Origin of the sequence: Cupriavidus sp. BIC8F (assembly GCF_032465815.1) — a bacterium.
In the GTDB taxonomy this organism is placed as follows: domain Bacteria; phylum Pseudomonadota; class Gammaproteobacteria; order Burkholderiales; family Burkholderiaceae; genus Cupriavidus; species Cupriavidus necator.
This window is the reverse complement of the sequence record NZ_CP136095.1, coordinates 271,534-297,242: the sequence shown is the minus strand read 5'-3', so window position 1 is coordinate 297,242 and position 25,709 is coordinate 271,534. Positions and strand designations below refer to the sequence as shown.

Sequence of the window (25,709 nt, the reverse complement as noted above, 5' to 3'; positions counted from 1 at the left end):
CCACCGCCCTGCCCCCTCAGGAATGCAAAAACGGGTCGCCATGGCGACCCGTTTTGCATGTTCAGCGATGGGATCGTTAAACGATCTCGCGCGTCTCCAGGAACTGCAGCTCCGGGAACCGCTCCTGCGTCAGCCGCAAGTTCACCATGCTCGGCGCCAGATAGACATGGTCGCCCGCGCCATCGAGCGCCACGTTATGCCCCGCCTTGGCGATCAGCTTTTCGATCTCCGCGGGCGCGCCCTTGAGCCAGCGTGCGGTCGCGCATTCATGCGATTCGAAAATGGCATCGACGCCGTACTCATGCTCGAGCCGGTGCGCGACCACGTCGAACTGCAGGATACCGACCGCGCCCAGCACCAGGTCGTTAGAGGCGAGCGGGCGGAACATCTGCGTGGCGCCCTCCTCGGCCAATTGCTGCAAACCCTTCTGCAGCTGCTTGACCTTGAGCGGGTTGTTCAGGCGTGCGCGGCGGAAGAACTCCGGCGCGAACGACGGGATGCCGGTGAACTTTAGCGGCTCGCCCTCGGTGAAGACATCGCCCAGGCGGATGGTGCCGTGGTTGGGCACGCCGATAATGTCGCCGGCGTAGGCTTCTTCCGTGGTGTTGCGGTCCTGCGCCATGAAGGTGATGGCGTTGTTGATCGCCACGGTCTTGCCGGCGGACACGTGCAGCAGCTTCATGCCGCGCTCGAAACGGCCCGAGCACACGCGCACGAAAGCGATGCGGTCGCGGTGGCGCGGATCCATATTGGCCTGGATCTTGAAGACGAAGCCGGTGAACTTGGGCTCCTGCGGCTCGACCACGCGCGAATCCGTGTTGCGCGCCAGCGGCGGCGGCGACAGCTCGCACAGCGCATCCAGCAGCGACTGCACGCCGAAGTTGTTGATGGCCGAACCAAAGTAGACCGGGGTCTGCTTGCCGTTGAGGAACGCGTCCTTGTCGAAGGTGTGCGAGGCACCGCGCACCAGCTCGATCTCGATGCGCAGCTCTTCGGCCTGGCTGCCCAGGATGCGGTCCAGCTCCGGGTTGTCCAGCCCCTCCAGGATCGCGGCCGTGCCCTTCTCGCCGTGCGGATCGAACAGCTGCACCTTGTCGTCGATCAGGTGGTACACGCCGCGGAAGGCCTTGCCCATGCCGATCGGCCAGGTCATCGGCGCGCACTGGATCTGCAGCACCTCCTCGATCTCGTCGAGCAGCTCGATCGGCGAACGGCCTTCGCGGTCGAGCTTGTTGATGAAGGTGAGGATGGGCGTGTCACGCAGGCGGCAGACGTTGAGCAGCTTGATGGTCTGCGCTTCCACGCCGTTGACCGAGTCGATCACCATCACCGCCGAGTCCACCGCGGTCAGCGTGCGGTAGGTGTCTTCAGAGAAGTCTTCGTGGCCCGGGGTGTCGAGCAGGTTGACGATGTTCTCCTGCGCCTTGCCATCGGCGGTCTCCCGGCGGTAGGGGAACTGCATCACCGACGAGGTCACCGAGATGCCGCGCTGCTTTTCCAGCTCCATCCAGTCCGAGGTGGCGTGGCGGTCGGCCTTGCGCGCGCGCACTTCGCCCGCGACCTGGATGGCGCCGCCGAACCACAGCAGCTTTTCGGTCAGGGTGGTCTTGCCCGCATCGGGGTGGGAGATGATGGCAAAGGTGCGTCGACGCGCAATTTCAGAAACGAGCGAGCTCACGGCAGCGGAGTTTGACTGGGAAATATTGGATGGCCCGGCGGGCGGCCGGGCCAGGGCCGGCAGCGCCCGCAGGCGATGGCGGGGCCGGGCTCTGCGGGCACGCGAAGGGAATGGGGCGCTATTTTACCGGTTTTGGGCACTGCTCCGGGTTTGTGACGGCCAGGCTCGGCAAGTTATTCCGCCAGCTTATCCGCCGGCTTGCCGCGCAGGCTGCCGAACTGCAGCGCGTACTGGCGCGTCAGTTCCGCGCCGAAAAAGAAGATCTGTGCCGAGTAATACACCCATAGCATCAGCGCCACCACCGAGCCCGCGGCCCCGTACGACGAGGCCACGGCGCTGTTGCCCAGGTACAGGCCGATCAGCCGCTTGCCAATCGAGAACAGCAACGCGGTGATGACCGCGCCCATGGTGACGTCGCGCCAGGCAATGCGCGCGTTTGGCAGCATCTTGAAGATCACCGCGAACAGCGCCGTCACCACGGCAAAGGAAAAGGCGGTGGAAATCATATCGGCCACCGGCGCGAACCACGACTGCGTCCACAACTGGCCCCAGAGGCGCTCCACCACGGCCAGCGCCGCATTGACGATCAGCGACACCAGCAGCATGAAGGCCAGCACCAGCACCAGGCTGAACGACAGCAGGCGCGTGCGCAGCAGTTGCTGCCAGCCCGCGGTCGCGGGCACCGGTACATGCCAGATGTCGTCCAGGCTGCTCTTGAGCTCGGCAAAGGCGCTGGTGGCGCCCACGAGCAGGATGCCCGTCGCCACCAGCGCCGCCATGCCGCTGCCGCCGGCGCGGTGCGTGGCCGCCAGGATTTGCTGGATGGCCGCGGCGCCCTGCTCGCCCACCAGGCCTTCAAGCTGCGAGAAAATCTCGCCGCGCGCCGCCTCGGCGCCGAAGAACAGGCCGGCAATCGAGATCACCAGCACCAGGATCGGCGCCAGCGAGAACAGCATATAAAAGGAGAGCGCCGCCCCTTTGCTGGCCGCCCGATGCGCGAACCAGGAGTTGATGGCGGCGGCGACCACGCGCAGGGTGCGCGTGCCGGTATGGCGGTCCGGCAGCCAGTGCGGGCGGTGCCGGCGGGGCTGTGGCGGCGCGCTGCCGGCGGAAGTGGACGGGCGTTCGGTGTTGTCGGTCACGGCCTGGTGCTGGCGCGATGCGCCAGGCGGATCGCGGGTGCGTTGCGCATGCCTTCGCGTCACGGTCTGTGCGGCGAGGGCCCGTGCGTTCATCATACTGCGCATCAGGCGCTGCCCCAAACCGGCGCACGGGGGGCAACCTGCTACAGTAGGACGAGGCACACCTGCCGGCGCAACCCGTGCCCGCGCGCCGGCGCAAGGAGGCACCGTGACCTGCAACCTCCGCACGCGCCCAGCGGCCGTGCTACTGATCATCGGGATGCTGGGCTGCGCCGGCTGCGAACGCAGCCAGCCGGGCCCCAAGCCTATTTCCGGCACGGCGGCCAGCGCCACCCCGGGCGCGCCCGCCACGCTCAATCCCGCCGACACACCAGGCGCGCCGGCATCCGGGCAGCCACGCTGACGGCGCTGCAGGCACTGACCGGGGCGTACCCGTTTCTGCGTGACCCATCGGCCGGCGCAGGTGTTGCCGGGCCGTGTCCGCTGCAACGCCGGTTTCAGTCGTGCAACGCGTTGCAAGACCGCGCCTGCGGGCGTGGCGCATCGCGTTATGCCGCACCCTGCGTACGCAACGGGCACCCTGCGCCGCACCAGCGCGTCCATCACGCGCCCCGCCGTGCGCAGGGCGCGTTGCAGCGGCGAAACCGATTGGTCTGCCACCGCGCCCTGGAGCCTGCCCGCGCTCGCCCCGCCCGCCGCAAACCCGCGTGGCATAAGCCTTTGCGGCCCTTGGCACACTTGTCGCTCAGGCTGGACAGGGGCACATGCGCCCGTGTCCGTTGAACCCGTCATTGCATGCAGGAGAAAACCCAGCCATGCGTCATCCGCCATCACGCATGACAGCGCGCCGGCGCTCCTACCGGCTCGCAGGTCCGCCGCCGTCGGTGGTGGATCTGCTGTCGTCGCCGCTGTTGCCCCATCCGCGTGCGCGCACGCCGCCCGCCGCGCCAGCCGCGCAAGGCACGGGCTGCGCAGCGACGGCAAGGCAGGGGGTTGCCGCCAGGACTGCCTTCCGGCGCCACGCGGGCAAGCGGCGCGCGTGACCGCAGGCAGCATCGGCGACGCAGGAATTCGCGGCAGGCTGGCGCCGCAAACAGAATGATGACGGGCACGCGAGCCAGCGTGCCCGCGCGGATTTGGTGCTCCGTCCCCCGGCGGGCACCGTTTTTTCCACAGGGAGGCACCAACCATGACAGCCGGAATACTTGCCGCCACGGTGCTGGCGGTGTTCTCAACCAGCGCCGCGGCGGCAAGCTATGCCTGGTTCGACCGCCCCGAAGCGGCCAGCGCCAACAGCCACGCGGTGGTCAGCAATGATGTCTACGTGCGCGGCTTTGGCTGGGCCTGGGGGGAACTGCAGCTATCGCCGGACACCTCGTCCGGTGCCGCCATGCCAACGCCAGGGCGGCAAGCGCGCGACAAACCGGAGCGCGGCGCGATCGTGCCGTGGCGCCAGCAAATCGAGAACGGGCCGCCGCGCCATCCGCGCGGCAAGCTCAGCATGAACCTTGCCGCCGAGCCGATGGATGCGGCCAGCGGCGGGTCCGGGGCCAGCCAGCCCCTTGCGGTGGTGCGCTGACGTGCCGACGGGCACGAGGAAAGGCGGAACCGGCGAGCGGACGTCGCCTGTTCCCCTTTCCTGCGGCGCCTGGGATTGCGCCCGGGCACCGGCAACCTGCGCCGGCTGAGGCCCGCCAACCGCCAACCGTTTACTCGCCCGCCGTCGGCTGGCTCTCCACGCGAATGTTGTGCTTGTGCATGAGCCGGTACAGCGTCACGCGCGAGACATTGAGTTCGCGCGCGGCCGGCACCACGTGAAAGCCGTGGCTGGCCATCACGGTGCGGATGGCCTCGCGCTCGGCCTCTTCGCGGATCGCGTCGAGGGTCTTGCGCGGCAGCTCCGCCCCGCCATGCAGCTGCAGGTCTTCGGCGGTGATCTTGCGGTTGTCGGTCATCACGATGGCGCGGCGCACGCGGTTGATCAGTTCGCGCACGTTGCCCGGCCACGCGTACTGCATCATTGCCTGCGTTGCGCAGGCCGAGAAGCCGCGAATGCGCCGGTGCGCCTCGTGCCCGTGCTCGGTCAGCACCGCGTTGGCCAGCTGCAGGATGTCCTCGCCGCGCTCGCGCAGCGCCGGGATGGTCAGCGTCAGCACGCACAGCCGGTGGAACAGGTCGGAACGGAAGCGCCCGTCGGCCTGTGCCGCCACCAGGTCCACGTGCGTGGCCGAGATGATGCGCAGGTTCAGCGGGATCGACTGGTGTCCGCCCAGGCGGGTGATCATGCCCTGCTGCAGGAAACGCAGCAGCGCCACCTGGCTTTCCAGCGGCAGGTCACCGATCTCGTCCAGGAACAGCGTGCCGCCCTGCGCCTGCTCGATCCAGCCAATCTTGCGCTGGTTGGCGCCGGTGAATGCGCCCTTTTCATACCCGAACAGCTCGGACTGCACCAGGTGCGACGGAATCGCACCGCAGTTGATGGCGATGAACGGTCCCTTGCGCCGGCTCGAGGCATCGTGGATCGCCTGCGCGGCAAGTTCCTTGCCGGTGCCGGACTCGCCGGAAATGAACACCGGTGCCTCATTGTGCGCCACCTTGGTCAGCGAGCGGAACATCGCCCGCATGGCCGCGCACTCGCCGATCATGGTGCCGCGCGAGGCGGTCTCCTGCGGGCGCGCGCCGTGCAGCGATGCCATGCCCTGCGCATGCTTGAGCGTGTAGAGCAACTCTGGCATCGAGAACGGCATGCGCACGTAGTCGACGCAGTAGTCGCGGATCAGCCGGCGCACGCGCTCCTGCGCCAGCATTTCATCGGAGGTGATGGCCACCCACGTAATATGCAGGTACTGCAGTGCCTGTTCGAGCTGCGCGAACTCGGCATCGCTGTAGTCGGACTGCAGGTCGATCACGCCGGCCATGGGCGGGCAGGCCCGCACCACGCGTTCGAGGTCGCGAATCTGCTGGACCCGGCGGATTTCCCATCCCGTGGCTGTGCCTGACGGGTCAAAACCAAAATCTTCATGACGCGACACGACCACGATCTGTGCAGTGCGTGACGCCTTGCACAGTCGGTCCATCACGATCTCCCGGACGTTAGGCTTGTTTTTGGTTCCGGCACCCGTGTCCGCCGTCGCGGCGTGCGGCCGCGGCGGACGGTGGGGCTGAACTGGCTGCGGGCACGCACCCGCGCGCGACGTCGGTATCACGAGCTGGACAGACTGCGGAGTTGCTCATCGGGCGCGGCAAGATAGTCCGCACCTGCCTGGAGCTGATCGCGGATACGCCGCCGCACAGTCTCCTTTTCACGCATCAACTCCAGGCGCGGCGCCTGCGGCGACTGGCCGGAGTATTGGTAGTAGAGCGTCTTGTAGGTCAGCTGGCTCAGGATCCATTCCTGCAGCAGCGTGCGCTGGCGTGCCAGTTCGCCCTCGAGCAGGCGATGGCGGCGCAGCAGGTTGGCCACGGCCGCGCGCGCGCTGTCGCTGAGTTCGTTGTCTTCGGCAAGCAGGGCGGCCACGTCGGCCGTCGCGCCCTCTTGGACTGCCCGCTTGCTGGGCGCTTCGCCTGCGGCTTCCCCCACGGCAGCCCAGGCATGATGGATGGATCGGATGGAGCGGTTATTAGTCTCCCTGACAGGCCCGATGGCGGGTCGCCGGATCTCTCCTGCGGTCATGATAATCCCCGTTGAACAACATCCCCCGGCACTACACGTCTGCGGTTACCACTTGTCAGTCTTTGAACTAGTTTTTTTGTCTGCGTGGCGCGCGTGTTTCCCGCACGCTCCCGGATGGTGGCTATGCCGCCTTGTTGACGGTCTGGTCCGAAATGTCCCCCGACTGGCGAACGGCGCTCAAGCGCTCTCGGTTGGCTCCGACATCCTGCCGCATGCACCGGAGTCAAGAAGGGGCGCCTTGCCGCGCCCCTCTTTGCCACGCCTATAGTTCAGTGCATTTGGGGCACTTTGTCCAGCCCCGCGTGGATGACTTACAGCCAATCTCATACTTTGGTATGAGGCCGCGCGCACACTAGCCGCCGGCCTGCGACCACACCCCTTTCGGGCACATTCCCAGCGGCCAATGTTTGCACCTATGCTACGCAGAAACGGGTACGCTTTCACACCCCCGAACGGGTGATGACGACCCCGTCTCCGCGGGAATGGCAAGCCGTGCCGCATGCCGCGAGGGCGTGGCGGACTGTCACGCAGAAACAGGTACGCCCGGCCTTTGGGCCCGCTTGCGCGGTACGCAGAAACGGGTACGGCTGACGGATGCGGGACGGCGCTGCGGCACCGCCCAGCATCACGATGGCAATATCATGACAGCGGCGCACCATGGAAAAAGGGCGGCCCTGGCCGCCCTTCCTTCATCGCATGCCGGCTGGCGCGCTCAATGCCCCGGCAGGTAGTAGAACTTGAAGATGAACACCGCCGCGATGATCCACACCATCACGGGCACGCTGCGTGCGCGGCCAGTCAGCAGCTTGAGCGCCGCGTAGCTGATAAAGCCGAACGCTACGCCGTTGGCGACCGAGTACGTGAACGGCATGCCAAGCGCGGTCATCACCGCGGGCACGACTTCGGTGACGTCGTTCCAGTCGACCTCCAGCAGCTCGCGCAACATCAGGCAGGACACATACAGCAACGCCGGCGCGGTGGCATAGGCCGGCACCGTGCCGGCCAGCGGCGCGATGAACAACGCCGCGAGAAACAGCACGGCCACCGTCACCGCCGTCAGTCCGGTGCGCCCGCCCGCCTGCACGCCGGACGCGCTTTCGATATAGGCCGTGGTGGAAGACGTACCGAGGAACGAGCCCGCCATGATCGCGGTGCTGTCTGACATCAACGCCTTGTTCAGCCGGTCCATTTTCCCGGCCTTGAGCAGGCCCGCGCGGTTGGCCACGCCCATCAGCGTGCCGGTGGCGTCGAACAGTTCCACCAGGAAGAACACCAGCACCACGTTGATGATGCCAATCGACAGCGCGGCGGAGATATCGAGCTTGAACAGCGTCGGGCTGAGCGACGGCGGCGCGGAGAACACGCCGTGGAAGGTATTGCCGGCAAACGCAAAGCTCAGCAGCGTGGTCAGCAGGATGCCGATCAGGATCGCGCCCTTCACCCGCAGGTGGTCCAGTGCCACGATCACGAAGAAGCCGATGATCGCCAGCACCGCCGAAGGCTGGTGCAGGTCGCCAATGGTCACCAGGGTGGCCGGGCTGGCAGTGACGATGCCGGCGTTCTTCAGCGCGACAATCGCCAGGAACAGGCCGATGCCCGCCGTGATCGCCACCCGGATCGAATGCGGAATGCCGTTGACGATCATCTCGCGCACGCGGAACAGCGTCACCAGCAGGAACAGGCAGCCGGAGATAAAGACCGCGCCGAGCGCCGCCTCCCACGCAAAGCCCATGCCCTTCACCACGGTATAGGCAAAGTACGCGTTCAGGCCCATGCCCGGCGCCATCGCGATCGGGTAGTTCGCGTAGAAACCCATGATCAGCGTGCCGATCGCCGCGGCCAGGCAGGTGGCGACGAACACCGCGTCTTTCGGCATGCCCGCGTCGCCCAGGATCGACGGGTTGACGAAGATGATGTACGCCATCGTCAGGAACGTGGTGACGCCGGCGAGGATCTCGGTGCGCACATCGGTCTGGTGTTCGCGCAGCCGGAACAGGCGCTCGATCAGCGAAGGCGCGGCCTGGGGCCGGCCGTGCGGCGGATTGGCGGTTGACGTGCCCGGCTTGGAAGCGGGTTCCGGCATCGACATGACTGGTCTCCTGATATCGTTATCGTGTGCGCGGCGACAAGGACGGCGCGGCCGCTGGTGGCTGGCTTCGGCCTGAAGCATCCTGCGACGCTCCGCTGTGCGGCAAGCGTACTCTGGTGCAGGTCAGCCCCGCTTCGCCATGGCACAGGCGAATAAGCGATATGCAAAAGGCGTGATGATCCCACAGCGCGCACCGCTGAAGCCAGCGGCCCAACGGGACGTTGCGGGGCGCCCCCAGCTTGACGCTTGCGGCAATCCCCCGTATAAAGCCGCCTAGATTCAAGCGACGAGGCAACAGTTCATTCGTTAGCCACCGTCTGGTACTTCGGTTGTCCATGGTGTCCTTTCCTTGAGTTCCCCGAGTCGGATGACGTTTTTTCGTCATGCGATGTTTTTTGTCCTTTTTCTGGAAAGCAAATCATGCAAACCGGTATCGTCAAGTGGTTCAACGACGCCAAGGGCTTCGGCTTCATCAAGCCGGACGCGGGTGGTGACGACCTCTTCGCCCATTTCTCGGAAATCCGCGCCGACGGCTTCAAGTCGCTGCAGGAAAACCAGCGCGTGCAGTTCGAAGTCAAGAATGGCCCGAAGGGCCTGCAGGCCGCGAACATCACCCCGCTGTAAGCGTTGACTGCCGGCGCGCCCCGTGCGCGCCGAACAGCGTAGAACCCCGCCCGATGGCGGGGTTTTTTGCTTTCAGGCGCGGATAGCGCCACTGGCGGCGCTACCTGCACCACCTTCATCACATCCCGGCCCGCCTGCCCCGGTCGCGCAAACGGCCAGGCGCCCCGCTCTTGCTCCCCTGCCGATGCGGCCGACCGCCAGCACTCCTGGCCTTGCGCGGCACGCCATCCCGCTCACCACCCCGCCCCTCGCCTCACGCAGAATCGGGTACGCCCTGCTGCGCCGCACGAAGTCCGGCGCAGCCCGTGGACGTCGCAGAAATGGGTACGGTCGGCCTCGCGGGCCAGCTCGCGCTGCGCAGCGCGCACGCAGAAACAGGTACGCCCTGCGGGGTATGTGGTCTTTCCCGGCACCTTCTGGCACGCAGAAACGGGTACGCCTGGATTTTTTTCCAATTCGATTCGGCCGATGGCAGCGCTTGTCTGCCCCCGCATTCCGCCGACATATCCACAAAACCGGGCCGGACCGACGACGCAGAAACGGGTACGGCGAATGCTGCAACGCAATAGCCACCTGAAGGCCTGAGGCTGCCCGCGCCTCACGCAGAAACAGGTACGCCGGCAGGCGCGGGTGCACAACGCTACGCCACGCAGAAACTGGTACGCCTACGGCATGTGAGGCGGATGGCCACCAGGTCGAGGCGCGGCAACCGTGGTGTGTCAGCGCAGAAACAGGTACGGCACGCAACTTGGCGAGTTTGTTGCGTATACGTTGAGTGTAGGCGCTAGCTTTTACTGCAACACTCATGTACAATGGAAACTGGGTGGAAAATCCGCTGGAGCAACCCCATAAGTCTGCGCAGAAACGGGTACGCGTGCCCAAGGAAGCCCGGTGACAGGCACGCAGAAACAGGTACGCTTCGCGGCGCACAGGGCTCCCCGGGGCGGTACGCAGAAATGGGTACGCCGCAGAAACAGGTACGCTGTGGCAACACGCCGGCCGCTTTTCAGGCCGGCGCAGAAATGGGTACGGTTTCAGGCTTCGGTACGCAGAATCGGGTACGCCTGGCGTGCAAAGCGCCCGCCGGCAGATCGGCAAGTGAACCAGTTTCTGCGTGGATAACCGGGCTCTGGCGGTGCTTTCTGCAGGAGGGAGGCCTCTAGACGCTCGTAAACCGCGTATACCCGGCGCTTGCTCGCAGAAACGGGTACGGTTTGCGGGGTGGCCGCTGTGGAAAAGGCTGTGGAACCAGCGAGTTATCCCCGCAGAAACCAGTTCGCGCCACCCGCAGATACAGGTTCGGCTTGCCGCAGATACGGGTTCGGCCCTTCGCAGAATCGAGTACGCTTGTCCGCAGAATCGGGTTCGGTGGGGTTGCTTTTTCCCTTATGAATCAAGGCGCTGAACTTCACGTATACGGTTTACAAGTAGTTAACCCGTATCGGTATCGTTTACTGGTAGTGGATGGCTGGCGAACCGTGGACAACCCTGGCGGGTTGCCCACCGTCCGCCACCATGCGACCAGTCGTGAGATTCCCGGCTGGCAAAAAACAGGCGAGCAAGGCAAAGGCTTTGTGTACCTGTTTCTGCGTGACAACCTTTGCGGCTTCGAGTACAAAGGCGGGTAATCCGAAGCTCGCCAATATGCCCATCAAACGCTCCCCGGCCACCACGGGGGATCGACGCGTCCTCGACCTGGACGCCGAACCCTCCCGCATCATTGTTCCCGGCAACGAGAACAACCTGGTTCCGTCCGAGAAATTCCAGCGTCTGTTCGACGAAGCGCAGGCCATGGAGCGTGAAGACGCCTGGCAAAGCGGCGAAGTCGGCTTCCTGAGCCGCGCCAGCGTCCAGGTGACTCTGCCCTACCGCGCGCCCAAGGGCGCGCCGCCGGTATGGACCCGCACCAGCGGCAATATCTCGCTGATGATCCAGCCTGGCTACTTCACGCAGCAACGCTCGGAGCGTGCCGCCAACGGCCGCCAGAAGCTGGTGTCCGAGACCGTCTCGCTGGGCTACCCCTATGGCTCCTATCCGCGGCTGATGCTGGCCTGGATCGGCAAGGAGATCATGGCGAAGAAAAAACGCGGTGAATTCACCGGCACGGTGGAGGACCGGCGCATTTCGCTGGGCAATTCGTTGTCCGAGTTCATGTACAACCTCGGCATTCCGATGGCCACCGGCGGCAAGCGCGGCACCATGACGCTGGTACGCCAGCAGATGATCCGCCTGTTCTCGGCCACCATTGCCATCGTGCAGAACAAGTCGACGCCGAGCCAGAACCAGAACCCCAACCACGAGCCGCTGTCGATCGACCGGGTGGGCTACCTGCTGGCCGACCAGCTGTCGACCTGGTGGGACCCTATGCAACCGGGCCAAGGGTCCATGTTCGAGAGCTTCGTAGTGCTGTCCGAGCCGTTCTTCAATGAGCTCGTCAACCGCCCGGTGCCGGTGGACATGCGCGCTCTGAAAGCGCTGAAGCAGTCGCCGTTCGCGCTGGATGTGTATTCGTGGCTGACCTACCGCTTCTTTACGATCCAGCGCCGCACGGAAATCCCTTGGGAAGCGCTGCAGATGCAGTTCGGCACCGAGACCGAAAGCGAGCGCAAGTTCCGCGCGCTGTTCCGCAAGGCCCTGAAGGATGTGCTGGTGGTGTACCCCGGTGCCAAGGTCGACGCGGATTCGTCCAAGGCACTGATCCTGCAGCCCTCCCGGACCAGCGTGCGCAAGCTGGGCTGATCTCCTGGCTACCGGCCCGGGCCGCGTACGCCGTTGCACGCGCTCTCGGGACGGCAGCGGCGGGGGATGGCCACCATGCGCGGCCCCTGAATACAAAAAAGGCAAGCGTTCAACGCTTGCCTTTTTTGTTTGCCCGCCGCGGACGGATCCGCAACGGGCGGGGTCAGCCGAGGCTGGTCAGGCCGGCTTGATTGCCGAAGCCTGCAGGCCCTTCGGGCCTTGCTTGACTTCAAACGTCACGCGCTGCCCATCCTTCAGGGTCTTGAAGCCCGAGCCCTGGATTTCCGAGAAGTGCGCGAACAGGTCTGCACCGCCGTCGTCCGGGGTAATGAAGCCAAAGCCCTTGGTCTCGTTGAACCACTTGACCGTACCGGTTGCCATAGGAATTTCCTTTTCGAAGCAAGTTCTTGTACACAACGCAAACAACCGTTCAAGCACGTTGAGTTCTCGTAGATACCGAACGGAAGCCGACGAGGTTGACACGACTTGACTCGACTGTAGCGCGCATCATAACCACTTTGGATTGCGGTGTCATGTGCGGCGTAATGCGCACTACAGATACTTTAGGCACATTCCGGCCTGCTTTTCAAGGAATTTTACGGTCCGGCGCGTTTCCGCCTGCCAAATGGCGGTCGGTGCCCCCAGTCGCGGTAACATATATTTTGTAAATTTGAAAAACGGTTGAAGCATCACCTGGTTTTGGCTACAGTTGCGCCTTAAGAATCAACCGCGCTTTCAGCGCTGAAAGAGAGGTCGCAGTGCCAGCCAAAATCATCACAGTCTTTAACCAGAAAGGTGGTTGCGGCAAGACCACGGTCAGCATGCACCTTGCCGGTACGCTCGGCCTGCGCGGCGCGCGTTCAATGCTGGTCGACATGGACGAGCAAGGCACCGCCACCCGATGGGCGGCTCAGGCCAGCGACGAGCGGCCTTTCCCGGCTTCCGTGATCGGCCTGGCGCCCTCGGGCGGCGCCATGCACCGCGAGGTCCGCAAGTTCGTCCAGGATTATGACTACATCGTCGTGGATTGCCCGCCGGCGGTGCATTCGGCAGCGCCCTCGAGCGCGCTGCTGATTTCCGATCTTGCCATTATCCCGGTTGTGCCTTCGCCGCCGGATCTGTGGGCGGCGGTAGCGGCCAAGACGCTGGCGCAACACGCCCAGGTCCAGAATGAATCCTTGCTGATCCGCGTGATGGCCAATATGGTCCAACGCCGCGTCTCGATCGCGCGCCAGGCTATTGAAATCCTTGGCGACGACGGCGACGTACCGTTGTTGAATTCGATGATTGGGTCGCGCTCGGCATTCCGGGAATGCCAGGCGATCGGCTGCACCGTGCATGGCGTTGCCGGCGCACGTGAGGCGGTGCAGGAGGTCGACATGATGGTCGACGAAATACTGTCTTTGATTGAGCACTAGGCATGGCTACCAAACTGAAGAGCCTTAAGGCTGGCATGCTGGCCGGCATGGCGGCCGAAAAGAACCGCAACGAAACGCTGGACCGCTTCGCACGCGCGGAAGCGGCCATTTCCCAGCATCCGAACGGCTTGCTGCAGGGCAGGGGAGCCGATGGCACGCCCGTTTTCAGCGCTGAAAGTCTTGGCGAAGCCGCCGCGGGCCGGCAGCTGATCAGGATCCCGCTGGCGCAACTGCACGACAATCCCCTCAACGCGCGGCGCCTCTACGATCCCGCCGTGGTGCAGGAGCGGGCGGCATCCATCGCCACGCACGGTCAGAAGACGCCCGGCCTGGCCGCGCCCGACCCGGCGCGCCCCGGCCATTACATCCTGATCGACGGTCATTACCGCAAGCGAGCCCTGGCGTCTGCCGGCAAGCTCGAGATGGAATGTTTTGTCGAAAACGACCTGAGCGACCTGGACTTCTACCGGCTGTCGTTCATGCTCAACGAGCAACGCTCGGACCAGTCGGCGCTGGACAATGCGATCGCCTGGCGCCAGCTGCTGGACGAAGGCAAGGTCCAGAAGGAAGAGGAAATCTGCGAGCTGACCGGCATGTCGGCTGGCACCGTGAATAAGACGCTGGCGCTGCTGCGCCTGCCCGAGTCCGTGCTGGGCGTGATGCGCGAGCGCCCGAGCGCGATCGGCATCGCCGCGGGCTATGAGCTGACGCTGTACTGCAAGCTGGCGGGCGAGGACCGCACGCGCGAACTGGCGGGGCGCATCATCAATGACGGCCTGTCGAGCCGCGAGGTTGAAGCCATCCGCAAGCACGCGCAGGAAGGCAAGGCGCGCAAGGTCAAGGAAATCAGCCGGCAATACAAGATCCGGACCGACAGCGGCCAGTTGCTGGGCACCATCAAGGAATGGGACTCGGGACGCGTGATGCTGGACGTGCAGCTGAGCGACCGCAGTGCCCGCGAGGCGCTGGTCGAGGCCCTGAAGGCCCGCTTCGGGCTGGACAAGACGCTGCTCTGAGCCGGACAGGCAAGTCATGGCGCTGCGGCGGCAGTACTGCCGCCGCCGTGCTCAGGCCAGCAGATCGCGCGGCGACCGCGCGCCAAACTCCTGGTCACAGGTCTTGCGGTAGCGCTCAAGCATGCTGGACAGCAGGGCGTGCAGGCCGCGCACCGAGTAGCCTGCCTGGGGCAATGCCGCCAGCTTGCGCTGCGCGCGCCGGGTCGGCGGCGGGGCGGGTGGGCCGATCAGCGACGCGTCTTCGGTGCCCGCGCCATCCCACTGGAGATTGCGGTCATGCCAATGCCGGACCAGCGCGTGCTGCGTGGTCGCACCAAAGCCAGGCATGCCGTTTGCCGTAGTACTCCCCATACCGTCATCCGAACTCCACGCAGGCGGCTGCATCTGTGCCAGTGAACGTCGCGTAACCGAGGTCAGCCGGTCCAGGCTGAGCCGGTGTTCCCGCAACAGCAGGATTGCCGCATGGGCCGTCCGGTAGCGCTGTCCATCGCCGTCGCCGCCCCGGCGTTCCAGCCATGACAGGAAGGGGGCCAGGCTGGCTGCGGGAACCTGCGCGGCCGCCGCAGTTGCCGCCGATGCGTCGGTGCCGTCCGGGACCTGCGCTGGCCAGAGCGCCGCGCCGGGGTACCCGTTGGCATGCATCCAGCGGAAGAGGGCGGCCAGCACCCGCATGCTGTGCCGCACGCTCGCCGGACTGAGCGGGCCGGTGAACGGACGCCATGCGGCCAGGTGGCGCGGTGCGCGCGGTCCGCACCAGCGGCTGGCCGGTTCGGGCTGAGCCAGGAAGCCGAGGTAGGCCCAGCGGTCGTCCAGATCGAGCTGGGACAGGCCCTTGCGCCGCTCCAGCGCTGCCCAGAGCAGCAAGCGCTCCGCCTCCTTGCGGTAGGCCGAAAACGTGCTGCCGTTGTCGCCGGCGGCATCGCGCAGCCAGGCCTGGACCACGTCGAGGCCCTGGCTGTATGGGCAGCAGGCGTCTGGCTCCGACGCGGGCGAAGCGGTCATCCATTCCAGCGGCAACGGCTGGCGCATCCCTGGCCCCAGCCCGCCTTGCTCGATCAAGGTGCGGTTGCCGACATGCGCGCCCAGCAGCGGCTTGCCGTCCGGGTCTCGGAAGGCGGCACGGTTCTCGCTGAGCCAGCGGTTGACGGCGGCGCCGGCCAGCGCGCCAATGCGCGGGACGACCCGCCACCAGGCGCTGCCGCGCTGGTTTGCAAGCTCAAAAAGAGTATTAAGAGTCACAATTTCAGCCTTGCGCAAGCGTCGCGCCAAGGCCGGGGCAAACCACAACTCCACGCCATGCTGGGGGCGCGGCGCCGCCGTGCCCAGCCGTTCGAGCTCGGCGAGGGCGTCCACCCGGCGGTCCATGCCGCGGTTGGAGCGGCCGGGGCCGGCCAGCAGCAGTTCGGCCAAGTCTGCCCGGCCGTGCAGGTGCGCAAGCTGGACCATCCGGTCGCGCAGGGCAAGCAGGATCCGCAGTGAAGACTCGGCCCCGTCTTCGTCGTCATCGCTTTCGTCGGCCAGGTAGCGGGGCACCACCATGGCCGCCGGCATGCCCTGGACATAAGCGCGCACCGCCGCAAACTCGCTGCGGGTGAGGCTGACCGTCATCATTCCAGGAATCATGGGCACGTATGCGCTGAATGGCTAACTTCTTGATTTATAAGGCACTTGAAGCGAGCGAGAATTCATCCGGCCCGAAATGCATAGCGAAATGCAATGCCGATAATTTTATGCGTGTTTTCACTGGAAAGTCATCCCCGCTGGCCCGGTGCGATCCGTATGCTGGCGTCAGGCAGTGCTCGGGGAAAACCCGTCGCAGCGCACCATCACCTTGCATTCGCACTACGCGTTTCATATGCTGCAGGTCAGGAGTTATAAATACTTAGATCAGACTTCAGTCGTATCTAAGACTGTTTCTACATAAGCGTCTTAACACGCAAAACGGGGCGATCCGGTATCTCCACGGGAAGGACGGACCTGCAGCCAGACGGGAAGGCTGCAAAGGCGGTCTGGAGCGATGGCGGATCGTATGGAACTGCAACCGCAACATAGCGGAGCATTTCCGACAAGCAAGCGCGGATTGTCGCAGGGTCCGTACTTGCCGCAATAATAAGAGAGCGGCCATGGCCACCATCCTCTTGATCGAGCCTCACCCCCTCCTGCGCCTGGGTCTGCGCCATCTGCTGGCCCAAGCACATATTCCTGGTGACCTGATCGATATCGATCCCCTCGCCCCAGTCGATTCGGATTTGTGGCTGTACGATGCCGACCTGCTGATCTATGGTCTGCCTGCCGACCACGCTGGCGGCTGGGCCATGCTGGACGAACTGTGCCAGCGGCTACGCCCGCAGCGCGTGCTGGTCCTGAGCGATCAGGCGGCGCCATCGCTGCCGGGTGCGGGCTTGCCTGACCCGGTGCGCGGTTGCGTGGCCAAGAGCTGCAGCGCGGATGCGCTCGATGCGGCGGTGCGGCTGGTGCTGGCCGGCGGCGAGTGTTTCCCGGCGCGTGCCCCGGGCAGCCACGCCTGGCAACCGGAACTCGAAGCCGGCCATGTCCCCGCGGCAAGCAGCGCCGGGCAGGGCGAGGCCCGGGTTGTGGCGCTGCGCGCGGGCATCGGCGAGGCCATGCTCGAGCACGCGGTGCCCTCGCCCCAGCGCCATTTCCAGGCGCATGCGACGTACCACGAAACCCCGTCGGCCGGCGCGCACCTGCTGAACATCACCGAGCGCCAGTACGAAGTGCTTGCGCTGCTGGCGCGGGGCTATCCCATCAAGACGGTCAGCCGCATGCTGAATATCTCGGTGGCCACCGCGAAGACGCATGCCTGCACGCTGTACCAGCGCCTGCACGTGCGCAACAAGGGCGAAGCCGTCTACGTTGCCCTGCAGAAGGGGGCCACGCTCAACTGGGCCGGGCCCCCCACGCCCGCCAATCCGGTGACCCGCGTGCCGGCGCCTGACCATACCTGCCAGGCAGCGTGACTGGTGGCGGCGCGGGTTCCAGGGCGCCACACGCTCATCCGCGCCTCATCCTTCTGGCGTGCGGCTCTCGGCCAAAAGCATGAGGCAATGGCGGCGGCGGCTTGCTACCTTGGGATGAAAGGCATCTGCAGACACTTTTGCCGGCGGCTTGCGCTGCCCTGATGCCCTGCAAGGCGGGCCGCGCCGCGGCCCGGATCCCGACCGGGTGGCAAGCGCATCTGCGGCCCGGGCCCGCTGCCAGACCGAGTCAATGCCGACCTACCTCATCGCCAGCAATGAAATGATGTGCCGTGTCCTGGCGCGTCGCCTGAACGCACTGGACGTGCCGCAGCCGATCACGTGGCGCACGCCGCAGTGGCTGCATGAATCAGCGTGCGCATCGACGCAGGCGTGGTCATCGGAGCCATCGCCGGACCCGGCGGATGTTGCGCTGATCGATTGCAGCGCGCTGGAAGGTGACCCGCGTGCGTTGCTGGACCAGCTGCAGGCACGCCTGGCGCCACGGCGCTGGCTGGTGCTGTCCGATCGCCTCGATGCCTCGCTGATGCTGCATGCCGCGCTGCTTGGTGCCAGCGGGTGTCTCGCGCTGCCGGCACCGCTCGAACTGGTCTGCGCAGCCACCGTGCTGGTCTGGGCGGGCGGCCAGTGTTTTCCGCGCATGGCGCTGTCACTGACGGGCGCCAACGGGACGGGCGCCTCCCTCGTTTGAGCGAGCCGTCCTACATCCACCGGAGGAGTGCGCATCGCACCCGATCACCTATGCTTGATTCGCCCGGAGGCAGAAGCCAGCCCAGTTTGCAGGCAGGCCGCCCCGGGGAAGTAAGGGGGTCATATGGAGGCCGGACTGGAATTCCTCGTCGTTCGCGGCTTTGCTGTGCGCGAAGGCAGAGGCAAGTGGGCGTGCTGCTTCGAGATCAGGCTGGCTAGCAGCCTGGACGATGGTTGCCACGCGGGTGCCAATGAGGGCAGCGATGAGCCGCTGCTCTACCGCGGTGAACTGCACGGGCGTCAGTTTGACTGCGAGCTGGCCGCAGCCGACGCGGCCCGTGCGGCCGGCGAGCGCGAAGCGCGGCTGCGTGTGGAAAGCCTGAGGGCGCTGATCATTGCTCAGCATCGGCATCGCGTGCCGCCGCCACTCGTAGCCTGAACCTGCAGGCATCCCGCGAGAATCATGCACAGTGGCACCCGGCGGCCTCGCCGGGTGCCACTGTGCCTTTGTCATTCCCTTCGTGATCGCGCAGCTAGTGTCCTGTTGCGTAGATGGCTTGCCAAAATGAAATCGTCCAGTTGGCTGTCAGGCTAGGCGCGAGGAGGCGCCATAGCCGTAGCTATGGCAACGACGAGCAACGACGCATGGCGGCCAACCGGTCGATTTCATGGCAAGGTATTTGCGGAACAGGACACTAGCCGGCGAGCCAAAAAAGAAGCCCGCCGACCGGGGGACCATGCGGGCTTTGAAGGCGTGCGGGCCATACTGCCCGCCCACACGTCTCCTTGACGATAACCAATCAACTCGCCCTCCTCCATCAACCAGAAGCACCATGCGCGCATATTTGCGGCTGAGTGCCCCTGAACTGCCTGAACCGTCTGCCTGTTTGTGCGCCGTCCAACAGACTGGCCTGAACCGCGCGCGCCAAGATCGCCATTACGGCCAATGGCAGCAAGTATCTGGCTCGGGTTCAGGGGGAGACGGAAAAATGACTGGTGTCAGCGCTCGGCCTGCCATATCGCACGTCAGGCACGCGCGCGGGCCCGGCATGGGCCATCCGTACCCGCTCATGAAACGGCATGGCAGGCGCGGAGGTCACTAGTGCACGGCGACACCAGGATGCGCGGGCGGGGCGGACCGGGGTTGCGCGGCGGCAATCCGGTGTGGTCGCACGTCAACTGCCATATCGACCTTTGGATCGAACTGCTGCACGGGCTGGACCTGCCGCCGGTCGCGGCACTGGCCTGCGCGGTGCGGCAGGACTTCGAGGCCGACCACTTCACGCAGTGCCGCTTTCCGGATGCCGACCTGGAGCGGCTGTACGGCCTCACCGTGCACGCACTGGCGTTCTACGACTCGCTCGAGTCGCACGTGGCGGCACAGACCTCGCGCGGCCATATCGTCGTGATGGAGCTGGACAGCAGCCAGCTGCCGCCACCCCGCGGCGCGGGCTACCTGCGCCATTGCATGCCCACCTGCATTGCCATCGATGTGCTGATCCCCGAGGCCGGCGCGGTCGGCTACTACCACTCCGACGGCTACCACACCGCGACCGGCGAGGACTACGCCGCCATCATTCGCCTGGCACCAGGCGTGCGCAGTGCCGAGACGCTGCCCTTCATGCATGCCGACGTGGTCCGCCGCAACGGGCACCCGCACGCTGCCGAGACGCTGCTCGAGGCCTCGCTGGCATTGCTGCGCTTTCACCTGGGCAACCGTCCGCGCGAAAACCCCGTCACCCTGTTTCGCGCGGTGTTTCCCCAGCATCTCGAGCGGCTGATGGCGCGCGGCGAACCGGGCTTTCACCACTACGCGTCAGGCGTGCTGCGCCAGCTCGGCGCCAATTTCGAACTGCTGGCGCGCTACCTGCGCTGGCTGGTGCTGCACGGGCAGGAGGTGCCCGAGAAGGCGGCGCAAGCCTGCTACACCATGGCCTCGGAGGCGATGGTGATGCAGTTCCGCCTGATGCGCGCGGTCATCAGCCGCAAGCCTGACCGTTGCGAAGACTGCCTGGACCAGCTCGAAGCCTCATACCTGGCCAGCGTGCCGTTGCTGGCCGCGCATTTCGGCGAGTTCACGCCATGAGCCGGCAGATCGTGCCTGCAGCGGGCAACCCGTGGCTTGTGTGCCGCCTCTGGCGCGTGGCACAGAACCGGTTTGAACCGGCGCCGGGGGCAAGCCGGTGCATCCGCCTTTTGCACGATAGCCCGGATCTCATGCCGACAGCGGAGGGCATGCCATGTATCCAGCCTTGCGTGCCTGCCGTGGCTGATTAGCCCGGAGCTGCTTCCAGCCGCCGTGCTGCCTCGCCTCGTGCGGCGGCGGCAGACATCGCAGCCGCCGCGGCGCATGGTGCCTTTGTTAGCGCCCGCTTCACTCTCGCCTTTCGGTCCAACCTCCCGATGGATGACCGTTTCCCAGCCGTTCGCCTACTGTCGGAGCGCGCTGCCATGACGCTAAATAGAGGCACTGGCTTGCAAAGAGCGCCGCACCTGGGTCGGTGGCGTAGCCGGCCGGTTCTCGGGCAGCAGTCGTGCCGAGCCAGGCCGGCAGAGCGTTGTTCCCGGACACGGGATTGGACAGGGGGTACGAAAATGATTACGCATCGATCGGATCTGCATGTCAATCACCTGCTCAGCGCGCTGCCGCGCGGCGAGTGGGAGACGCTGGCGCAGCACTTCGAGCTGGTCCGTCTGCGCGCCGGCGAACTCCTGACTGATTCCGGCCAGCGCATCGTCCACGTCTATTTCCCGACCACTGCGGTGGTGTCGCTGCTGTCGCTGCTGGAGGACGGCGCGACGGTCGAGATCGCCGCAGTCGGCAACGAAGGGCTGGTCGGCATCCCCGTGGTCACCGGCGGCGACACCATGCCCAGCCGGGTGGAAGTGCGCAGCCCCGGCATGGCCTACCGCATTCCCGCGCGCCAGCTGCGCGGCGAGCTGCCGCGCCTGCCCACGCTGCAGCGCGTGACGCTGCTGTACGTGCAGGCCATGCTCACGCAGATTGCACAGACCGCGGCCTGCAACCGCCACCACTCCCTGAACAAGCAACTGTGCCGCTGGCTGCTGCTGGCCATCGACCGGCTCAGCTCCAACGAGCTGGTGATCACCCAGCAGGTCATCGCCAACATGCTCGGCGTGCGCCGCGAAGGCGTGACCGAAGCGGCCGGCAAGCTGGAAGACCTGGGCCTGATCCACCACAGCCGCGGCCATATCACCGTGCTTGACCGCTGCGGGCTGGAGAAGCATTCGTGCGAGTGCTACAAGCTCGTCAAGCGCGAGTATGACCGCCTGCTGCCCGCGCTGGCCAGCGCCTGAGCGATACGCTCCGGCGCGCGTGGCCTGCGAAGCGCGGCGTGCATATGCCGCGCCGATCCCATTTGAGGAGCTGTAGTCGTGAGCAGACTGTCATATGCCGGTGGCCCGGCTGAGAGCGCCACCCCGCGCCGTGAGGCCCAGCCGGGCGTCACGCAGGCGCGCGCGCTGATGGACCACCTCGGCTGGATCGCCGCGGCTGGCGTGGCCGGTGCGGCCGCAGGCTTGCTGGTGGCGCTGTCGGCGCCGCCGCAGTATCGCGCGCAGGCGCTGGTGCAGGTAGAGGGGCGCGATGGCGGCATGCGCAGCGTCGCCCAGATGCAGGGCCCGGCGGCCTTCGACGCGGGCCTGCTCAAAAGCCGCGCCGTGGTCGGTCCGGTGGTGGAACGGCTGCGGCTCGATATCACCGCGCAGCCGCTGCGTGCGCCGCTGGTGGGCGCGCTGGTCCAGCGCTTTTCCACACCCGGCCAGCCGCGCGGCACCTGGCCCGCCAGCCTGGGCTATGCCTGGGGGGGCGAGCGCCTGGTGATCGCCAGCATGACCGTGCCCGAGGCGCTGGTAGACCAGCCGCTCACCCTCGAGGTGCGCGGCGAGGGCCGCTACCGCCTGATGCAGCAGGACACTTTGCTGCTCGAAGGGCAGGCCGGCGAGACCGCGATGGACAACGGCATTGTGCTGCGCGTGGACAAGATCGAGGCCGCGCCCGGTACGCGCTTCCAGCTCACGCGGCACGACCTGGCCCGCACCGCCGAGTCCGTGCGCCGCGGGCTCACGGTGGAAAGCGAACGCAGCGAAACCCCGGCGAGCCTGGGTGGCGCGGCCGACCCCCTGACCGCGCCGGGCGGCACCGTGCGCGTGAGCTGGCAATACCCGGACCGCCAGCTTGCCGCCCAACTCGTCAACGGGGTGACGCGCGCCTATATCGACGGCCAGACCGACAAGCGCCGCCAGGACGCGGCCGGCACGCTCGCGTTCCTGTCAGGCGAGCTGCCGCGCGTGCAGAGCGAACTCACGCGCGCCGAAGAGGCGCTCACGCGCTACCGCGCGCGCACGGGTTCGCTCCAGCCCAGCCGCGACGCGCAGTCGTTCCTGAGCAACAGCATGGAGTACCAGCGCCAGATTGCAGCGCTCAGGCTTGAGCGCACGCGGCTGCTGCAGCGCTTCACGCCCGAGGCCAACGAGGTCCGCACCGTCGACAGCCAGATCCAGCAGATGACTCGCGAGCGCGCGGAGATCGACGCGCGCATGCAGACCTTGTCGGCCTCCGAGCGCGAATCGGTGGCGCTCACGCGTGACGTTAAGGTGGCCGAAGACATGTACATGTCCCTGCGCAGCAAGGTCGAGCAGCTGTCGCTGATGCTGTCCGACAGCTCCACCCAGATGCGCGTGGTCGATGCCGCAATCGCGCCGGTCACACCGGTCGGTCTCGGCGCGTGGCCGTTCGCGTCCGGCGGCGCCTTGCTCGGCCTGTGCCTGGGTGTGGCCGCGGTCAACCTGCGCCAGCGCATGCGCCCGTCGGTAGCCAGCGCCGCCGATGCGGAAGAGCGCCTGGGCATGGCCATGCTGGGCGATATCGCCTTCAGCAACGAGCAGACCGAGCTGGAACGGCTGGTCGACGCCAAGCGCCGCCTGGGCATCGCCTCCGGCTTTGTGCTGCCGCCCAATGTGTGCCTGGGCTGGCCCGAGCCTGACACCAGCGTGATCGACGCCGCCACGGCCGCCGCCCCCGAGGACGAGCGCGCGCGCGCCGAACGGCTGATGCGCCAGGGCCTGCACGACCAGTTCCTGCTGGCGCGGCGCGCCCCGCATTCGCTCGCCGTGGAAGGCCTGCGCACGCTGCGGGCGGCGCTGCATTTCGCGTTGCGCGATGCGCCCAACTGCGTGGTCGCGGTGACCAGCCCCGCCGCCGCCGCCGGCAAGACCTTCGCCGCGGTCAACCTGGCGGTGCTGTTCGCTGAAGCCGGCCAGCGCGTGCTGCTTGTCGACGCGGACCTGCGCCGCGGCCGCGTGGCGGACTGGTTCGACCTGCCTGCCGAGCCGGGGCTGGCAGAAGTGCTTGCGGGCCGCAGCGCGATCGCCGACGCGGTCAAGCCGAGCGTGGTCAACGGACTGTTCCTGCTCAGCCGCGGCGCGGTGCCGGCCAATCCGTCCGAGCTGCTGATGCTGCCTGCGCTGGCTGAATCCCTGCGGCTGTGCGCGGGGCGCTTCGACCTGGTGCTGGTGGACACGCCGCCAGTGATGGCGGTGGCCGATGCCACGCTGGTGGCCAGCCTGGCCGGTTCCACTCTGGTGGTGGTGCGTGCCGATGTCACGGCGACGGCGCAGGTCGACGAAACCCTCAAGCGCCTGGCGCATGCCAATGCGCGGCTGGCCGGCGGCATCCTCAACGGTGTCATGCCCCGGCGCAGCAACCGGGCGGACTTCAACACCATCAATCCCTATCTGGGCATGCCCCTGCCGCCGCCGCAGCTCAGGCATCCGGCACTGGCAAAGTCAGAAACGCCCGGGCAATCCTGAGCGGCAGGACGTCGGCCGTACCCATTTCTGCGGACAGTCCGTTAGTGTCCTGCCGCAGGAATGGGCCGCGGCGGCACGCGACGGCGTGCGATGGCGTGCGAGTCAGGTCAGCGGGCCACGCGAGGCCGCTATGGCGCGAGCAGGATATGGGCACCAACGACGTTGTTTGCAGCATCGGCACCGGCGCCCACCTTGATGGTGTAGTTGCCACCGGTCAGGTCCGTCGTGATCGAGTTGTTCATGAACGTGGCTGCGTTGATGATGCCGACCACCGATCTGGAGCCGAAGTTCTTGTGCGGATAGGAAAGCTTGTTGCCTGAGAAGCTGGCAACCCCGGCCCTGATATTGGGAAAATCGTCGCGGTAGTCAGGCCCGTGCGTGCTGATGAAGGTGTTGTTCTCGATCACGACGCTTGCCCCCGCATCGGCCGCCTGGAGCCCGACGCCACTGCTCCTGATGGTGTTTCCCCTGACGATCGTATTCACTGCCTTCATGTCGCCAATGCCTTCCGAGAAAGAGGGATAAACACCGCCGTCGATGGTATCGATGTGATTGTTTTCAATGACGGATCCGGGCGCCGACAGGATGATCACGTAAGGATGCTTGTTCCCGGCCCGGCCGACGAATTCCGAATTCCGGATGGTGACGTTCTCGGTGTTCCGGCCATTGTCGCCGCCGACGAACTGCGAGCCTTTGTTATTCACGAAGCGGCAGGCATCGAAGACCATTTCTCCAGTTCTTGCGGTCACGCCGTCGGCCGGCGTTCCGTCTGGCTCGATATCCACCCCGGCGGCGGGCGCGTGGGTAGGGTAGGCCCCGTCGGTCAGGCCCGTGTTGCGGAATGAGGAGTTGGTGATCCGGAAGGATCTTGCCTGCATGATGCTCATGCCTTGACGGGCATTGTTGTACGAATCCACCGCGTGGATGGTGCCATTGAGATCGGCGGTGAAGTCGCCGCCAATGAACAGGCCATCGCAGGCAAAGTGATGGATCTTCAGGTGGCTGAGCTCATAGTTGGAGCTCGCGTTGGTCTGGATGCCATAAGACGGTGTCTCACTCAGGGGCTTGCCATTCGGCGAGGGCGGCCGCGACAGCTTGTTGACGTTGCCGTTGAGCTCCAGGCCCGAGATCCTGAAGTTGCTGGCGTTCCTGATCTCGAACCCGAGCTGGTGCCTGGCGGAATACCATGATCGGCCAGAGAAGTGGTCGTTGGTGATGGTGAAGTTCCCCTTGAAGGAAACCACGGCCCCGGTGCAGCCGATCAGGCTGAAGTTGCTGGCTTTCAGCAGCCGGATATTCTGGTTGTGATTCGCCCAGGGACCGCGGGTGACGGCGTAGCGATCGATGTAGTAGGTGCCCTTGGGGAAATATACGATCTGCCGCCTGGTAAACCGTTGATTGGAAATATCCGCCGCCATCATCTGGAAGGCCAGATATTCATCCGCGGCGCCATCTCCCCTGGCCCCGTAGGAGGTGATGGACCTCACGGTGGCGCCGGGATAGGCCTGTTTCTCGGCGCTCAGGAGCGGGCAGGGATCCGGGCGTCCGGAGGGCTCCGTGGCCGCGGCGTCTGCCGCGCCTGCGCCCGATGGGTTGCCGGAACCTTGCCGGGTTTCATTCGCGCTCCCGGTTGTCGCCCCGGATCCGGTCTGCGCGTAGCTCGGCAGCAGCAGGAACGAAGAACAGGCGACTGCGGAGACGGACGGCCAGAGGCGCTTCGACCTCGTTCGCTTGTGCGGAGCAGACATCATGTCCCCCTGAATGACCGCTGGCTGACCCGGCGGTATTTGCCAGTAGCTGTCACGACTT

Annotated in this window: 21 protein-coding genes; 13 read left to right on the top strand and 8 right to left on the bottom strand. The window is 66.0% G+C overall.

The window, feature by feature from the left end:
• Positions 1–76: 76 nt before the first annotated feature.
• Positions 77–1,678 (bottom strand): peptide chain release factor 3, encoded by a 1,602-nt coding sequence (locus RS901_RS21540; RefSeq protein WP_316155669.1) that lies wholly within the window; start codon positions 1,676–1,678, stop codon positions 77–79.
• A 173-nt stretch (positions 1,679–1,851) separates the two neighbouring features.
• Complete coding sequence (locus RS901_RS21535) at positions 1,852–2,925, bottom strand: YihY/virulence factor BrkB family protein (protein ID WP_316155666.1); 1,074 nt, start codon at positions 2,923–2,925, stop codon at positions 1,852–1,854.
• A 103-nt stretch (positions 2,926–3,028) separates the two neighbouring features.
• On the opposite strand from RS901_RS21535, the gene RS901_RS21530 reads away from it, so the two are divergent.
• The 3 genes from RS901_RS21530 to RS901_RS21520 all read left to right on the top strand — a co-directional run bounded on the left by RS901_RS21530 (position 3,029) and on the right by RS901_RS21520 (position 4,399).
• Positions 3,029–3,223: a hypothetical protein gene (locus tag RS901_RS21530; RefSeq protein ID WP_235205753.1), complete on the top strand. Its 195-nt coding sequence runs from the start codon at positions 3,029–3,031 to the stop codon at positions 3,221–3,223.
• A gap of 412 nt (positions 3,224–3,635) precedes the next feature.
• Positions 3,636–3,863 carry a hypothetical protein gene (locus tag RS901_RS21525; RefSeq protein ID WP_316155659.1) on the top strand — a complete coding sequence of 76 codons (228 nt, stop codon included), beginning with the start codon at positions 3,636–3,638 and terminating at the stop codon, positions 3,861–3,863.
• Between the two features lie 146 nt (positions 3,864–4,009).
• Positions 4,010–4,399: a hypothetical protein gene (locus RS901_RS21520; RefSeq protein WP_316155656.1), complete on the top strand. Its 390-nt coding sequence runs from the start codon at positions 4,010–4,012 to the stop codon at positions 4,397–4,399.
• Positions 4,400–4,529: 130 nt separating this feature from the next.
• Here RS901_RS21520 and RS901_RS21515 read toward each other — a convergent pair whose 3' ends face one another.
• The 3 genes from RS901_RS21515 to RS901_RS21505 all read right to left on the bottom strand — a co-directional run bounded on the left by RS901_RS21515 (position 4,530) and on the right by RS901_RS21505 (position 8,582).
• On the bottom strand, positions 4,530–5,897 hold the full coding sequence (locus RS901_RS21515) for a sigma-54 dependent transcriptional regulator (RefSeq protein ID WP_316155653.1): 1,368 nt from the start codon (positions 5,895–5,897) through the stop codon (positions 4,530–4,532).
• Between the two features lie 125 nt (positions 5,898–6,022).
• Positions 6,023–6,493 carry a hypothetical protein gene (locus RS901_RS21510; RefSeq protein ID WP_316155650.1) on the bottom strand — a complete coding sequence of 157 codons (471 nt, stop codon included), beginning with the start codon at positions 6,491–6,493 and terminating at the stop codon, positions 6,023–6,025.
• A gap of 712 nt (positions 6,494–7,205) precedes the next feature.
• Positions 7,206–8,582: an NCS2 family permease gene (locus RS901_RS21505; RefSeq protein ID WP_316155648.1), complete on the bottom strand. Its 1,377-nt coding sequence runs from the start codon at positions 8,580–8,582 to the stop codon at positions 7,206–7,208.
• A gap of 420 nt (positions 8,583–9,002) precedes the next feature.
• Here RS901_RS21505 and RS901_RS21500 point away from each other — a divergent pair, with 420 nt between their 5' ends.
• Together RS901_RS21500 and RS901_RS21495 are read left to right on the top strand one after the other, a co-directional pair.
• Positions 9,003–9,206, top strand: coding sequence for a cold-shock protein (locus RS901_RS21500; RefSeq protein ID WP_010811149.1), 204 nt, complete (start codon positions 9,003–9,005; stop codon positions 9,204–9,206).
• A gap of 1,644 nt (positions 9,207–10,850) precedes the next feature.
• Positions 10,851–11,945 (top strand): replication protein RepA, encoded by a 1,095-nt coding sequence (locus RS901_RS21495; protein ID WP_013951727.1) that lies wholly within the window; start codon positions 10,851–10,853, stop codon positions 11,943–11,945.
• 177 nt (positions 11,946–12,122) lie between these two features.
• Here RS901_RS21495 and RS901_RS21490 read toward each other — a convergent pair whose 3' ends face one another.
• Entirely contained in the window at positions 12,123–12,326 is a 204-nt protein-coding gene (locus tag RS901_RS21490; protein ID WP_006159056.1) for a cold-shock protein, read from the bottom strand.
• Between the two features lie 377 nt (positions 12,327–12,703).
• On the opposite strand from RS901_RS21490, the gene RS901_RS21485 reads away from it, so the two are divergent.
• The gene (locus RS901_RS21485; protein WP_010811147.1) at positions 12,704–13,363 is read left to right on the top strand and encodes an AAA family ATPase; all 660 of its coding nucleotides are present in this window, start codon (positions 12,704–12,706) and stop codon (positions 13,361–13,363) included.
• A 2-nt stretch (positions 13,364–13,365) separates the two neighbouring features.
• Positions 13,366–14,379 carry a ParB/RepB/Spo0J family partition protein gene (locus RS901_RS21480; protein WP_316155573.1) on the top strand — a complete coding sequence of 338 codons (1,014 nt, stop codon included), beginning with the start codon at positions 13,366–13,368 and terminating at the stop codon, positions 14,377–14,379.
• A gap of 51 nt (positions 14,380–14,430) precedes the next feature.
• Here the strand turns inward: RS901_RS21480 and RS901_RS21475 are convergent, their stop codons facing one another.
• Positions 14,431–16,002 carry a phage integrase family protein gene (locus RS901_RS21475; protein ID WP_316155571.1) on the bottom strand — a complete coding sequence of 524 codons (1,572 nt, stop codon included), beginning with the start codon at positions 16,000–16,002 and terminating at the stop codon, positions 14,431–14,433.
• Positions 16,003–16,502: 500 nt separating this feature from the next.
• On the opposite strand from RS901_RS21475, the gene RS901_RS21470 reads away from it, so the two are divergent.
• From RS901_RS21470 to RS901_RS21445, 6 genes are all read left to right on the top strand, one after another.
• Entirely contained in the window at positions 16,503–17,360 is an 858-nt protein-coding gene (locus RS901_RS21470) for a response regulator transcription factor (RefSeq protein ID WP_316155569.1), read from the top strand.
• 250 nt (positions 17,361–17,610) lie between these two features.
• Complete coding sequence (locus RS901_RS21465) at positions 17,611–18,069, top strand: DNA-binding response regulator (RefSeq protein ID WP_316155567.1); 459 nt, start codon at positions 17,611–17,613, stop codon at positions 18,067–18,069.
• Between the two features lie 123 nt (positions 18,070–18,192).
• A complete protein-coding gene (locus RS901_RS21460) occupies positions 18,193–18,507 on the top strand; it encodes a hypothetical protein (RefSeq protein ID WP_316155566.1) in 315 nt (104 codons plus the stop codon).
• A gap of 663 nt (positions 18,508–19,170) precedes the next feature.
• A complete protein-coding gene (locus tag RS901_RS21455) occupies positions 19,171–20,154 on the top strand; it encodes a DUF1839 family protein (protein WP_316155564.1) in 984 nt (327 codons plus the stop codon).
• 509 nt (positions 20,155–20,663) lie between these two features.
• Positions 20,664–21,386: a Crp/Fnr family transcriptional regulator gene (locus RS901_RS21450; protein WP_316155562.1), complete on the top strand. Its 723-nt coding sequence runs from the start codon at positions 20,664–20,666 to the stop codon at positions 21,384–21,386.
• A 78-nt stretch (positions 21,387–21,464) separates the two neighbouring features.
• Positions 21,465–23,900: a polysaccharide biosynthesis tyrosine autokinase gene (locus RS901_RS21445; RefSeq protein ID WP_316155560.1), complete on the top strand. Its 2,436-nt coding sequence runs from the start codon at positions 21,465–21,467 to the stop codon at positions 23,898–23,900.
• Positions 23,901–24,028: 128 nt separating this feature from the next.
• Here the strand turns inward: RS901_RS21445 and RS901_RS21440 are convergent, their stop codons facing one another.
• Positions 24,029–25,651, bottom strand: a complete 1,623-nt coding sequence (locus RS901_RS21440) for a right-handed parallel beta-helix repeat-containing protein (protein ID WP_316155558.1) — start codon at positions 25,649–25,651, stop codon at positions 24,029–24,031.
• Positions 25,652–25,709: the final 58 nt, after the last annotated feature.